Source organism: Meinhardsimonia xiamenensis, from assembly GCF_900102905.1.
Taxonomy (GTDB): Bacteria; Pseudomonadota; Alphaproteobacteria; order Rhodobacterales; family Rhodobacteraceae; genus Meinhardsimonia; species Meinhardsimonia xiamenensis.
This window is the reverse complement of the sequence record NZ_FNFV01000003.1, coordinates 216,864-228,929: the sequence shown is the minus strand read 5'-3', so window position 1 is coordinate 228,929 and position 12,066 is coordinate 216,864. Positions and strand designations below refer to the sequence as shown.

The window sequence follows — 12,066 nt, the reverse complement described above, 5'->3', positions numbered from 1 at the left end:
CTCAGGCGCTCTTCAGCCGCCGCGGCCGCCGTCCCTCGGCCCAGTCCCGCACCGCCTGCCCGAAGGCCTCGAAGAGCTTGCGGCTCACCGGATCATTGGCGGCGTTGTATTCGGGGTGCCACTGCACCGACAGCGTGAAGCCCGGCGCATCGGCCACATAGAGCGCCTCGGGGGTGGAATCGTCCGCCCAGCCGTCGATCACGATCCGCCGCCCGGGCTCGAGTATGCCCTGCCCGTGCAGCGTGTTCGTCATCACCTGGCGTGCGCCCATCAGCCGGTGGAACACCCCGCCCTCCGCGAACGTCACCCGCTGGCGCAGCGCGAAGATTTCCTCGAGCGTGCCATCGGGCGGCATGCGGTGATTCATCCGTCCCGGCAGTTCGCGGATCTCCGGGTGCAGCGTGCCGCCGAAGGCGACATTGACCTCCTGAAAGCCGCGACAGATGCCGAGGTAGGGCTGCCCGCGCTCGGTCAGCGCCCGGATGAGCGGCAGCGCAACCCGGTCGCGATCACGGTCGAAGGCGCCATGCGCCTCGGTCGGCTCGTGGCCGTACTCCTCCGGGTGCACATTCGGCCGCCCGCCGGTGAAGAGAAACCCGTCATAATGCTCCATCAGCTCCTCGATGGAGACGAGCTCCGGCGCGCTCGGCACGATGGCGGGCACCGCCCCCGCCACATGCGCGATCGCCTCGGCGCAGAAATACCCCGCACCCAGAACCCGGTAGCGGTCCGAGATCATGTGGCTGTTGCCGATGATGCCGACGATCGGTCGCGCCATGCGCCACTGCCTCCTTCTCCCGACGGCCGGGATATAACAACGATGGCGCCGGGTTGCGAGGGCTCAGGCCTCGCCCGTGAGCCCCGCCGCCTCCACCCCGGCCATCCCCGCGATGGCGTCGTTCTCCGAGGTGTCTCCGGTCACCCCGACCGCGCCGATCACGTTGCCGCGGCCGTCGCGCACCAGTATCCCGCCGGGCACCGGTACCATCTTCCCATCCCACAGCCCGTTCAGGGCATTGACGAAATAGGCCTGCGCCTCGGCACGGTCGCGCAGCGCCGAACCCGGCATCCCGGTCATCACCGCGCCATAGGCCTTGCCGCGGGCGATGTCGAAGCGCCCCGGGCTTGCGCCATCCTCCCGCTCGAAGGCGATGACATGGCCGCCGGCGTCAAGGACGACCACCGAGAGGGGCTTGAGTTCCATCTCCCGCGCCTTCTCGAGCGCCTTGCGAATGATTGTCCGCGCCTTGCGCAACCCGATCGTGGCCATGCCCGTCTCCCTTGCTATCCCTGTTCTCTCACCCTGGGTGGAAATACCCCGGGGGTGAATGCCGCGAAGCGGCAGAGGGGGCGGCGCCCCCTACAGCCGCACCATGAGCCGTTCGAGCCCATGGAAATGATAGAGATCGGCATAACGCGGAGTCGCGGCGAGCGTAAGCCCTGGGCAACGGTCGAAGAGCACGGACAGCGCCACCTTGAGCTCGAGCCGGGCAAGCGGCGCACCGACACAGAAATGCCGGCCCGCGCCGAAGGCCAGATTGGCACGCGCCGGACGTGCCGGGTCAAATCGCCCCGGCGTCTCGAAGACCGCCGCGTCCCTGTTCGCCGCGGCGAGAAGACAGCCGATTCTGTCGCCCCGCTTCAGCTTTGCGCCGAAGAGCTCCACCTCCTTATACGCGAAACGCGTGAACAGATGCAGCGGCGGGTCGAAGCGCAGGATTTCCTCAACGGTGGCCTCGATCGTCCCGGGGGCAAGCCAGGCCGGATCCGCCCCCTCCTCCAGCAGCAGCTTCACCCCATTGCCAAGCGTGTGCACCGTCGCCTCGTGACCGGCGTTAAGAAGTAGTATGCAGGTGGCGACAAGCTCGTCGATGGTCAGCCGCTCGCCCTCCTCCTCCGCGGCGATGAGATGGGTGATCAGATCATCTGCCGGCCGCGCCCTCCGCTCCTCCACGTAGCTGCGCATGAACGCTGCGAAGGCGCCCGCGGCCCGCGCCGCTGCCTCCTCGACCGCCCGGTCGCGACGGGCCTGATACATGGCGACCATGTCATGCGACCAGGAGAGAAGCTGATCGGCCATCGAATCGGGAACCCCGAGCAACCGGCAGATGACGATCACGGGCACGCGGGTGGCGTAGCGCGGCAAGAGATCGAATTCGCCCTCGGGAAAGCCGTCGATCAGGGCGTGGCACAGCTCGGCGATCTCCGGGGCAAGCCCGGCGATCCGGCGCGATGTGAAGGCGCGCAGAACGAGACCGCGCAGCCGGGTATGGCGGGGCGGCTCGAGTTCGAGCATCGAGTGCGCCTCGATCTCGAAGAAGGGCGCCAGATGTTCGGGAACCGGCCCGCGCGCTTCGGCGGGCGGCTCGCGCCCCAGCCTCCGGTCACGCAGTATCATATCCACGGCCCGGTGGCTCAGGGCGACGGGCAGCTCATAGTCGCGCCAGTACACCACCTCCCCAAGGGCACGGGCGCGCTCGTAGAAGGGATAGGGGTTCTGAACGAATTCGGGGTCGGTGGGAGACTGGGAAATCTCGTGCATCACGCCTCGGACGATGGGATCTTCTGCGTCGACAGGCTGTCGCGCCGCGGGCTCAATGGCAAGCCGGCCACACATGCCACCGCGGGAACGCGCGGGCGTCCGGGGCGACTCAGGCGTTCAGGCTTGATCCTTCGGGCAGGTGCAAAGCCCCAAGCGCGAATAGAGGGGGCAGTAACCGACGAGTCCGGAGATCAGCGGGAAGAACCCCAGAAGCAGCCACCATCGCCAGGACGCCTCGGGAAAAATGAAGAACGAGATCAGAAGACCGGAGCCGAGCGTGACGCGCAGGGTGCGGTCAACGATTCCTTCATTTTTCTTCTTCATTCCAACGATCCCTTCGATTCGCCGGTCAGGCAGGAAGATATACCACCTGTGGCTGTATCTGTAACGCCGCTTTTCCCCAAATTCGTGCGAGCCCCTTACCACGCGAGGCATTTTGTCGCTCCGTGTGGCCGTTGCGGGGGCGTTTCACCCGCGCCGGCGGCGGCTCTCGAAGCGCGGCAGCATCGCCGAGAAGTCGCGCCCGCGCCCGCCTTCGCGCTCGACGAAGGCCTCGTAGAGTTCGGCCGCGCGCTGGCCCATGGGCGTGTCGGCATCCACCGCCTCGGCCGCCTGTTGCGACAGGCGCAGATCCTTCAGCATCAGCTCGGCGGCGAAACCGGGCTTGTAGTCGTTGTCGGCCGGCGAGGGCACACCGACGCCGGGGGCGGGCGTATAGGCATTCATCACCCAGCTGTAGCCCGACGAGGTGGAGACCACGTCATAGAGCTTCTGGCGGTCGAGGCCGAGCCTGTCGGCCAGCGCGAAGGCCTCGCAGGTGGCGATCATGGTCACGCCGAGGATCATGTTGTTGCAGATCTTCGCCGCCTGCCCGTTGCCCGATGGCCCGCAATGGACGGCCTTCTTGCCCATCACCTCGAAGAGGGGCTTCGCGATCTCGAAGGCTTCCTCCGAGCCGCCCACCATGAAGGTAAGCGTGCCCGCCTCCGCGCCGCCGACCCCGCCCGAGACGGGCGCATCGAGCGGCCTCAGCCCCGCCGCCTCGGCCTGCCGTGCCACTTCGCGCGCGCTTTCCACATCGACCGTCGAGCAGTCGAGGAACACCGCGCCCTTCTCCATGACCGGGATGATCTCGGCGGCGACCTGGCGCAGGATGTTGCCGTCGGGCAGCATGGTGATGACCACCTCCGCGCCCTTCGCCGCCTCCGCGGCCGAGCCCACGCATTCCACCCCCTCGGGGCAGGGCGCAGCGATGTCGAAGCCCTTCACCTCGTGGCCCGCCCTGGCGAGGTTGCGGGCCATCGGCGCGCCCATGTTGCCCAGCCCGATGAAACCGATCTTCATGATGTCGTCTTCTTCTCCTCGCGCGGCAGGGGCATCAGCATCCGCGTCACCTCGTAATCCTTGAGGGTGTCCAGCGTGTGACGCCAGCGCGGGTTGCGGTCCTTGTCGATGATGGCCGCGCGGATGCCTTCGAGAAAGTCGCCCTTCTCCATCGCCCGCGCGGTGAAGCGGTATTCGAGATCGAGCGCGCGCTCGATGGTGGCGCCAGGCCCGCGCAGGCGGTGGATGATCTGCACCGTACAGGCCATCGACAGGGGCGAGTTGCGCGCCATCACCTTCAGCGTCTCCTCGCAGAAGGCGGTGTTCTCGGGCTCGCCCGGCGTGGGGATGCGCAAGGAGCGCAGGATGTCGCCCAGCGTCTCGCCGCCGAAGTGGCGGTCAACGAGCCGCTGGCGCGCGGCAAGCGCGCTCTCGCCGGGCGCCTTTGCCGCCGCCGCCACCGCGCGCGCATCTCCCGAGGCGCAAAGCTCGGCCTTGAGCCCTTCCCAGTCCGCGGCGGGAACGAAATGGTCGGCAAAGCCCGCATGGATGGCATCGGCCGGCCCCATGCGCGTGCCGGTGGTGCCGAGATACTCGCCAAGTCGCCCCGGCGCCCGGGCGAGGATCAGCGAACCGCCCACGTCGGGCACCAGCCCGATGCCGCATTCGGGCATCGCGACCACGGAGCTTTCACAGACGATGCGATGCGAGCCATGGCACCCCACGCCGACGCCGCCGCCCATGACAAAGCCGTGCAGGAAGGTCACCACCGGCTTGGGGAAATGGAAGAGCTTGGCGTTCATGCGGTATTCGTCGCGCCAGAAGCGCCGGCCGTAGTCGTAGTCGCCCGCCCGCCCCGTGCGGTAGAGCTCGGCGATGTCGCCCCCGGCGCAGAAGGCGCGCTCGCCCGCCCCGTCGATCAGGACAAGCGCCACCTCCCCGTCATCCGCCCAGGCATCGAGCGCCTCCTCGATGGCCGTGACCATCGGCCAGGTCAGCGCATTCAGCGCCTTGGGGCGGTTGAGCGTAATCCGCCCTGCCCGGCCTTCCCTGCGGATGAGGATTTCCTCGCTCATGGCCGCTCGGCCAGAAGGCTGCGGGCCACGATGAGCCGCATGATCTCGTTGGTGCCTTCGAGAATCTGGTGCACGCGCAGATCGCGCACCACCTTCTCGATGCCGTAATCGGCGAGATAGCCGTAGCCGCCATGCAGCTGCAGGCACTGGTCGGCAACCTGACTGCCGACTTCGGTGACGAATTTCTTGGCCATGGCGCAGAACTTCGTGGCATCGGGCGCGCCCTGATCGAGCTTCCATGCCGCCTGGCGCAGGAAGGTGCGCGCCGCCTGCAGGTCGATCTCCATGTCGGCAAGGCGGAACTGCAACGCCTGGAACTGGTCGAGCGTCTGCCCGAAGGCCCGCCGCTCGGCCATGTAGGCGCGGGTCTTCTCGAAGGCGGCCTGGGCGGCGCCAAGCGAGCAGGCGGCGATGTTGAGCCGGCCGCCGTCAAGCCCGGCCATGGCGTATTTGAAGCCCTTGCCCTCTTCGCCCACGAGGTTCTCGGCCGGAACGGTGCAGTCATCGAACTGCACCTGCGCGGTGGGCTGGGAGCGCCAGCCCATCTTCTCCTCGAGCTTGCCAAAGGACAGGCCGGGCGTGCCCGCCTCGACCACGATCGCGGAGATGCCGCGCGGCGAGTCGTCGCCGGTACGGGCCATGACGAGGTAGAGGTCCGAATAACCGCCGCCGGAGATGAAGGCCTTGGTGCCGTTGAGCACATAGCCCTCGTTCGTGCGCTCGGCCCGGGTTCTGAGCGCGGCCGCGTCCGAGCCCGAACCGGGCTCGGTAAGACAATAGGCGACGACCGTTTCCATCGCCACGATGCCGGGCAGGAGCCGGGCCTTCATTTCCTCGCTGGCGAAGCGGTCGATCATCGCCGCGCACATGTTGTGGATGGAGAGAAATGCCGCGACCGACGCGCAGGAGCGGCTCAGCGCCTCGAAGATCAGCGTGCCGTCGAGCCGCGAGAGCCCCGCCCCGCCCGCCTCCTCCGAGACGAAGATGCCGCCCATGCCAAGCTCGGCGAGCTTGGGCCAGAGATCGCGGGGGATGGTGCCCGCCGCCTCCCACTCGCGGGCATGTGGCGCGACGTGCTCCTCGCCGAAAGCGCGGACCATGTCGTAGATCGCCGTCTGTTCCTCGCTGAGCGCGAAATCCATCGCTGCCTCCCCTCTCCGGCCGAACTGAACGCGCGTTTAATTAACGCCGCCGCGCCCCTCCTGGCAAGCGTCCGCGCCCGGCCATCTTCTCATAGATCGGCGCGATATTCCTCGATCAGGCTCAGGATCACGCCGCGGAAGGCCTCTTCCCGTGTCGCGCCCGCGGCGACTTCGTCGGCAAAGACGCGGCGCTGGCGTTCGGCAGAGCTGCCTTGGGCGAGAATGTCGCGCCCGCCCTCGATCTCGGCCACGCAGCCCAGCGCTTCGGCGTCCTCGGCAAAAAGCTCGAGCATCTCCTCCAGAAGCTCGGGGAAGGGCACAAGCTCTCCCCGCCCGAAATCGATCAGCCCCTCGCGCATGCCGTAGCGCTGGGCGCGCCAGCGGTTCTCGCCGATGAGGAAGGCGTCGTAGATGCGCCAGCGCTGGTTCTTGAGGCGCAGCCGGAACAGGTGGCGCAGGATGCACTGGGTGAAGGCGGCGAGCGTCAGCGTGTGCTCCAACCGCGGCGAGTTGTCGAAGATGCGCGCCTCGAGCGTCGGAAAGCGCACCGAAGGGCGCATGTCCCACCAGATCTTGGAGCCGTCCTCGATCGCGCCCGTGGCAACGATCGCCTCGATCGACCTTTGGTATTCCGACCAGTCCGACAGACGCGGCGGAAGGCCCGTGCGGGGCACATTGTCGAAAACCGTCAGGCGGTAGCTCATCAGCCCGGTATCGTGCCCCTTCCAGAAGGGTGACGAGCCGCTCATCGCCAGAAGATGCGGCAGGAAGTAGGTTGCCTGGTTCATCAGGTCGATGCGCAGGTTCTCGTCCTCGATGCCCACATGCACATGCATTCCGGAAATCAGCAGCCGCCGCGCCACGGCGGCAAGGTCATGCTCGATGACTTCGTAACGCTCCTTGTCGGTGCGCGGCTGATCCTCCCAGTCGGCGGTGGGATGGCAGGAGACGGCAAGCGGCACCAGATCGAACCGCGCGGCCTCTTCGGCCACGGCACGGCGGAGATTGCGCAGCTCTTCCCGGGCCTCTGCGATGTTTGCGCAGACGCGCGTCCCCACCTCGACCTGACAGCGCAGGAATTCGGGACTGACCTGATCACCGAGGCGCGCGCGCAGGGCCTCCATGAGTTTGGCCGGGGCCTCCGCGAGATCGAAGCCGTCGCGATCGACGAGGAGATACTCCTCCTCGATGCCAAGGGTGAAGCTCGGTTCGCTGATGGCCATGGTCGCCTCCCTGCGCTTTGGCCTGCGGCGGGACTATCCCGCCTGCGCCGTCAGTTCGGCAATTCCGGTCTCGGAAAGGCCGAGAAGTTCGAGTGCCTGCTTCTCGGTTTCGGCGACCAGCGCGACCACTTTCCCCAGCCCCTGCCAGGAACGCATGGCAAGATTCGCGATCCGCCGCGCCTCGGGCGTGGGCGCGAAATAGACCATCAGGGTTTCCTCCGCAGTGCCGAAGAGATCGGCCTTGCGTGCCTGCATCTCCATCAGCTGCGCAAAGTTCATCTCCACGCCGGTGACGGCAGAGAGATCGACCAGTTGTTTCTGGCCCGGGCGGCAATCGGGATGGGCTGCATATTCGGCGAAGGCCGCCATGGTGTCGGCAAGGCGCGCTTCGCCCTCGTAACGCACATAGACGAGCCCGCGTTCGGGGAAGATGGAAAATGTGACCGCCATCGAGTGCCGCCCCTTCTCGCGTCTTGCAATCGTTCCGTTCCTGCCAAGCGAGCATAGCCGGGCCCCACCCGCTGGCAACGCGAAAGACGCCCGATTCGCAGATGCGCAAGGCCGACTGCGGCCTCAGAGCCAGCCCTTGCTGCGGAAATAGCGCCATGTACCCCAGGAGGCCAACGCCATGAGCCCGAGGGCAAGCGGGTATCCGAGGGGCCAGCCGAGTTCGGGCATGAAGGCGAAGTTCATGCCGTAGATCGACGCGATCAACGTGGGTGGGAGAAACAGCGCCGTCACCACCGAGATGATCCTTATCGTGTTGTTCTGGTCGAGGTTGATCACCCCGAGGGTCACTTCGGAGGCCTGACCGAGCCGCGCCGATAGAAAATCCGCATGCACCGCCAGCGCAGCGATGTCGCGCTGCTCCAGCTGCAGAAAGCGCAAGACCTCGGTGGAGGATTCCACCCCTGCCCGGCTCGCCGCACAGTGCCCGAGCGCCCGTTCAAGCGTCACGAGCGCCTGGCGCAGTTGCGCAACAAGCTCGCCCTCTCGCCCGAGGCTGGCGAGCGCTCCTCGCAGAACGTTCACCCCAGGCCCTGTGCCAGGCGCATGGATCGAGGCCATCAGCGCATCAAGCGCGCGGCCCGATGCTTCGAGGAGATCGGCCATGCGCCCGACCACCGCGTCCATCAACCCGAGAAGGATGGCCTCAGGCGCTGGAGCTTCGTCGCGCGAAACGGGCACCTCTCCATTGGCGAGGAAGGTCTCGAAGGCGCGCAACGGGTGATGACGCACGGTCACCAGCCTGTCGGGCGCAAGGATGAAACTGACAGGCCGCACGCGTGGCAGCGGCACCTCGCGCGTGACCGGCAGGACGACTGTCATGTAATCGACCCCGTCGCGGCGAAACAGGCGGTTTGACGGCTCGATCTCTTCCATCTCGTCCGCGCTCGGGATGTCGAGCCCCAGCCGGGCGACGGCCGCGACCTCCTCGGGGCTCGGCGCGAGAAGGTCGATCCAGTCTGCCCGTTCAAGTGCCTGCGACGCATCGAGCGGCTCAAGGCGGTTTCCGCTCAGACGGAAGGCCGAGATCATGCAGCCCGCTCGGGGATGATCTGCTGAGCGATGCCGGCAAACAGCAGATAGAGGCTCGTCAGAAGAAGCCCCCAGTGCGCCCAACTTTCGGGATGGAAATCCACCCAGGCTGCCCAGCCCGCAAAGAACGTCCAGGCAAGCGCCACCGGCAGCGAAAGCGCGCGCCAGCGGCGGGTACGGATGGGATGGATGAATTTCAGCGGCGTGAACATCGCCGCCGCCAGAAGGACGACGATGGTGAGGATCGTCCAGAATTCCGGCTTCAGCGCGAACAGCACGATCACCACCATGTTCCAACAGCCGGGAAAGCCGGCAAAGCTCTTGTCCTTTGTCTTCATCCGTGTGTCGGCGAAATAGATCACCGAGGCGAAGGTGATGACGATGATCGCCGTCCATCCCGTCCACCCCGGGAGCAGGCCGGACTTGAAGAGGGCGAAGGCGGGGATGAAGACATAGGTGAGATAGTCAATGATGAGATCCATGAGCTCGCCGTTCCACTGCGGCGCATGGGTCTTGACGTGGTAGCGGCGGGCCAGCGGCCCATCGATGCCGTCAACGATGAAGGCCGCCACCAGCCACAGGAACATCATGCTCCAGTCGCCGTCGACAGCGGAGAGCATGGCGAGCATCGCCAGCACCGCACCCGTGGCGGTGAAGAGATGCACGAAAATGGCCTTGGCACGGGCAGTCATGCGCCTGTCATGAACGAAAACCGCCGCGCGTGCAAACCGCGCGAGGTCGCCTCAGCCCGACGCGCGCGGATGTGTGGCCTCGTAGACTTCCATCAGCCGCACCGCGTCGACCGCCGTGTAGGCCTGCGTCGTTGACAGCGAGGCATGTCCCAAGAGCTCCTGTATGGCGCGCAGATCGCCGCCGGCGGCAAGCAGGTGGGTGGCGAAGGAATGGCGCAGCGCATGCGGGGTCGCCGTGGCGGGCAGCCCGAGCTGCATGCGCGCGCGCTGCATTGCCTTCTGCACGATCGCGGGGCTCAAGGCCCCACCCCGGGCGCCCCGAAAGAGCGGCTCCTCGGGCGCAAGCGCGTAGGGGCAGACCGCCACATAGGCTGCCACCGCCTCCCGGGCGGCGGGAATGACCGGCACCAGCCGCTCCTTGCCGCCCTTGCCGACGATTCTCAGCATCTCGCCAAGCGGGGCATCCGCCCCCGTGAGCGCCAGGGCCTCGGAGATGCGCAGCCCGCAGCCGTAGAGAAGCGTGACCACCGCCACGTCACGCGCCCGCTGCCAGCCATCGCGGGCCTGTTCACCCACCGTCTCGATCACCCGCACCGCATCGGGCTCGGAGAGCGGGCGCGGAAGCTTCGCCTTGAAGCGGGGGCTGCGCGCCATCAGGATCGGCGTCGCGTCGAAACCCTCCCGTTCGGCGAGCCAGCGGGTAAAGGTCTTGACCGCCGACAGCGCCCGCGCCAGCGACCGGGGCGACAGCCCGCGCCCGCGCTCGTGCGCCATCCAGGCGCGCATGTCGCTCACCCCGATCGCCGCCAGCATGCCGATGCCCCCGCGCCCGCCGAGATGGCGCGCCATGAAGGCGAGAAAGCCGGTGACATCGGCGCCATAGGCTTCGATGGTGCGCTCCGAGGCGCCCTGAAGCGCGCGGAGCCCGGCGAGCCACTCAGCCATCGCCGCGCGCAAGGCGGGCGCGATGAGCTCGGGATCACGCAATGCCGGTTCGACGCGGCGGGCGCTCACGCCAGCCAGCGGCGCATCAGCCGCTCGAAGACGCCGGCAAAGAAGGCCAGCAGATCGGTGCCCTGCGAGGGCTTGAACTGATGCGGATCCTCCGCCCCGAGACACAGCATGCCGGGCAGGTTGCCGGGCCCGAAATCGAGCCTCAGGCAGGCCTCCGAGCGCACCCAGCCCACCGCCGCGCCATAGATCACCTCGCTGTCGGGCTGAAGCTGGCGCAGCGTCACCTGCCGGGCCGGCACGTTGCGCCCCTGGGTCAGATACCCCTCGATGAACCCCGGGTCGGCAACGGTCAGCACGTCGCCCAGTCGCCGCACCGCGGGATCGTCGGGCGACGCCTCGGTTTCCACCACCAGACGTATCGCCTGAACCCTGAGAAGCTCGGGCATCTCGCTTGACAGGCAGGCAAGGAAGTCCTCGAACTCCGTGGCCTCCATCAGCCGGAGCACCGCCCGGTGGACCCGGTTGGTTCCGGCGAGATTCTCGTAGGCCGCGGCGATGACCTGGGCATGCGTTTCCTCGAGCCGCTTGAGCCGGGCCTCGAGCCGCTCCATCGCCACGCCGCGCAGATCGACGATGTTGCCGCCCATGAGCCGCTCATTCGCGGCAACAAGGGCGGCCATCACCTCGGGGTCTTCGAGAATCACCTCCGGGTCGGAGAGGATGCGCGCGCGCAAATCGTCGCTGATCTCGGCCAGATTGCTGCCCGTCATGCCTGCCTCTTCGCTGCCAAGGTCGGCTCTTGCCCCATCCTATACCGGATGGGGCGGAATTTCCGCAACTTTCTGGCTTCTTGCCTTGTGGGCCTCAGCGCCCCCGCCGCGCGACTCCGTGAATCACAGGATTTTCTGACCGGTCTTCTCCCAGTCGGCGAGGAAGGCGGCGAGCCCCTTGTCGGTCAGCGGATGCTGGGCCATCTTCTTGATGACCTCCGGCGGCGCGGTGACGATGTCGGCCCCGATCAGCGCCGCCTGGCTGACATGGTTGGGCTGACGCACGGAGGCCGCGAGGATCTGGGTGGAGAAGTCGTAGTTGTCGTAGATCTTGCGGATATCGGCGATCAGATCCATGCCTTCGAGATTGATGTCGTCCAACCTTCCGATGAAGGGCGAGACGAAGGTTGCCCCGGCCTTGGCGGCAAGAATTGCCTGGTTGGCCGAGAAGCACAGCGTGACGTTCACCATGTAGCCTTCGCCGGTAAGCGCCCGGCAGGCCTTGAGCCCCTCCCAGGTGAGCGGCACCTTGATGGCGATGTTGTCGGCGATCTTGGCCAGTTCGCGGCCCTCGGCGATCATCCCTTCGGCGTCGAGCGCCACGGTTTCGGCGCTGACAGGGCCGTCGACGATCTCGCAGATCTCGGCGGTGACCTCCTTGATGTCGCGGCCCGACTTGGCGATCAGGGAGGGGTTGGTGGTAACGCCGTCGACCATGCCCAGAGCGGCAAGCTCGCGGATGGCGGCGACATCGGCGGTATCGACAAAAAATTTCATGGGGGGTCTCCCGTTGTCTCGCGCGAAA

Annotated in this window: 14 protein-coding genes; all 14 read right to left on the bottom strand. The window is 67.0% G+C overall.

All coding sequences use genetic code 11. The annotated features are described in order from the left end of the window. Window position 1: 1 nt before the first annotated feature. On the bottom strand, window positions 2–778 hold the full coding sequence (locus tag BLQ14_RS07920) for a gamma-glutamyl-gamma-aminobutyrate hydrolase family protein (protein WP_092499920.1): 777 nt from the start codon (window positions 776–778) through the stop codon (window positions 2–4). Window positions 779–841: 63 nt separating this feature from the next. Next, the gene (locus BLQ14_RS07915) at window positions 842–1,270 is read right to left on the bottom strand and encodes a GlcG/HbpS family heme-binding protein (RefSeq protein ID WP_092499918.1); all 429 of its coding nucleotides are present in this window, start codon (window positions 1,268–1,270) and stop codon (window positions 842–844) included. Window positions 1,271–1,360: 90 nt separating this feature from the next. Beyond that, window positions 1,361–2,542, bottom strand: a complete 1,182-nt coding sequence (locus tag BLQ14_RS07910) for a cytochrome P450 (protein WP_092499916.1) — start codon at window positions 2,540–2,542, stop codon at window positions 1,361–1,363. Between the two features lie 117 nt (window positions 2,543–2,659). Next, window positions 2,660–2,866, bottom strand: a complete 207-nt coding sequence (locus BLQ14_RS07905; protein ID WP_092499914.1) for a YgaP family membrane protein — start codon at window positions 2,864–2,866, stop codon at window positions 2,660–2,662. A gap of 144 nt (window positions 2,867–3,010) precedes the next feature. Beyond that, window positions 3,011–3,886, bottom strand: coding sequence for a 3-hydroxyisobutyrate dehydrogenase (mmsB, locus tag BLQ14_RS07900; protein WP_092499912.1), 876 nt, complete (start codon window positions 3,884–3,886; stop codon window positions 3,011–3,013). Beyond that, window positions 3,883–4,941, bottom strand: a complete 1,059-nt coding sequence (locus BLQ14_RS07895; protein ID WP_092499910.1) for an enoyl-CoA hydratase/isomerase family protein — start codon at window positions 4,939–4,941, stop codon at window positions 3,883–3,885. The genes mmsB and BLQ14_RS07895 overlap by 4 nt, the downstream gene beginning before the upstream one ends. Beyond that, the gene (locus BLQ14_RS07890) at window positions 4,938–6,083 is read right to left on the bottom strand and encodes an acyl-CoA dehydrogenase family protein (protein WP_092499908.1); all 1,146 of its coding nucleotides are present in this window, start codon (window positions 6,081–6,083) and stop codon (window positions 4,938–4,940) included. Before BLQ14_RS07890 ends, BLQ14_RS07895 begins: the two co-directional genes overlap by 4 nt. Before the next feature lie 89 nt (window positions 6,084–6,172). After that, a complete protein-coding gene (locus BLQ14_RS07885; protein ID WP_092499906.1) occupies window positions 6,173–7,306 on the bottom strand; it encodes a carboxylate-amine ligase in 1,134 nt (377 codons plus the stop codon). Between the two features lie 33 nt (window positions 7,307–7,339). Continuing rightward, window positions 7,340–7,756 (bottom strand): hypothetical protein, encoded by a 417-nt coding sequence (locus BLQ14_RS07880; protein WP_092499904.1) that lies wholly within the window; start codon window positions 7,754–7,756, stop codon window positions 7,340–7,342. 123 nt (window positions 7,757–7,879) lie between these two features. Continuing rightward, complete coding sequence (locus tag BLQ14_RS07875; protein ID WP_092499903.1) at window positions 7,880–8,845, bottom strand: CorA family divalent cation transporter; 966 nt, start codon at window positions 8,843–8,845, stop codon at window positions 7,880–7,882. Then, window positions 8,842–9,537 (bottom strand): CDP-alcohol phosphatidyltransferase family protein, encoded by a 696-nt coding sequence (locus tag BLQ14_RS07870; RefSeq protein ID WP_092499901.1) that lies wholly within the window; start codon window positions 9,535–9,537, stop codon window positions 8,842–8,844. The genes BLQ14_RS07875 and BLQ14_RS07870 overlap by 4 nt, the downstream gene beginning before the upstream one ends. 51 nt (window positions 9,538–9,588) lie before the next feature. Further along, window positions 9,589–10,482, bottom strand: coding sequence for a tyrosine recombinase XerC (locus BLQ14_RS07865; RefSeq protein ID WP_092500220.1), 894 nt, complete (start codon window positions 10,480–10,482; stop codon window positions 9,589–9,591). A 65-nt stretch (window positions 10,483–10,547) separates the two neighbouring features. Next, window positions 10,548–11,261: a DUF484 family protein gene (locus tag BLQ14_RS07860; RefSeq protein ID WP_092499899.1), complete on the bottom strand. Its 714-nt coding sequence runs from the start codon at window positions 11,259–11,261 to the stop codon at window positions 10,548–10,550. Between the two features lie 123 nt (window positions 11,262–11,384). Beyond that, window positions 11,385–12,038 (bottom strand): fructose-6-phosphate aldolase, encoded by a 654-nt coding sequence (gene fsa / locus BLQ14_RS07855; RefSeq protein WP_092499897.1) that lies wholly within the window; start codon window positions 12,036–12,038, stop codon window positions 11,385–11,387. Between the last annotated feature and the right edge of the window lie 28 nt (window positions 12,039–12,066).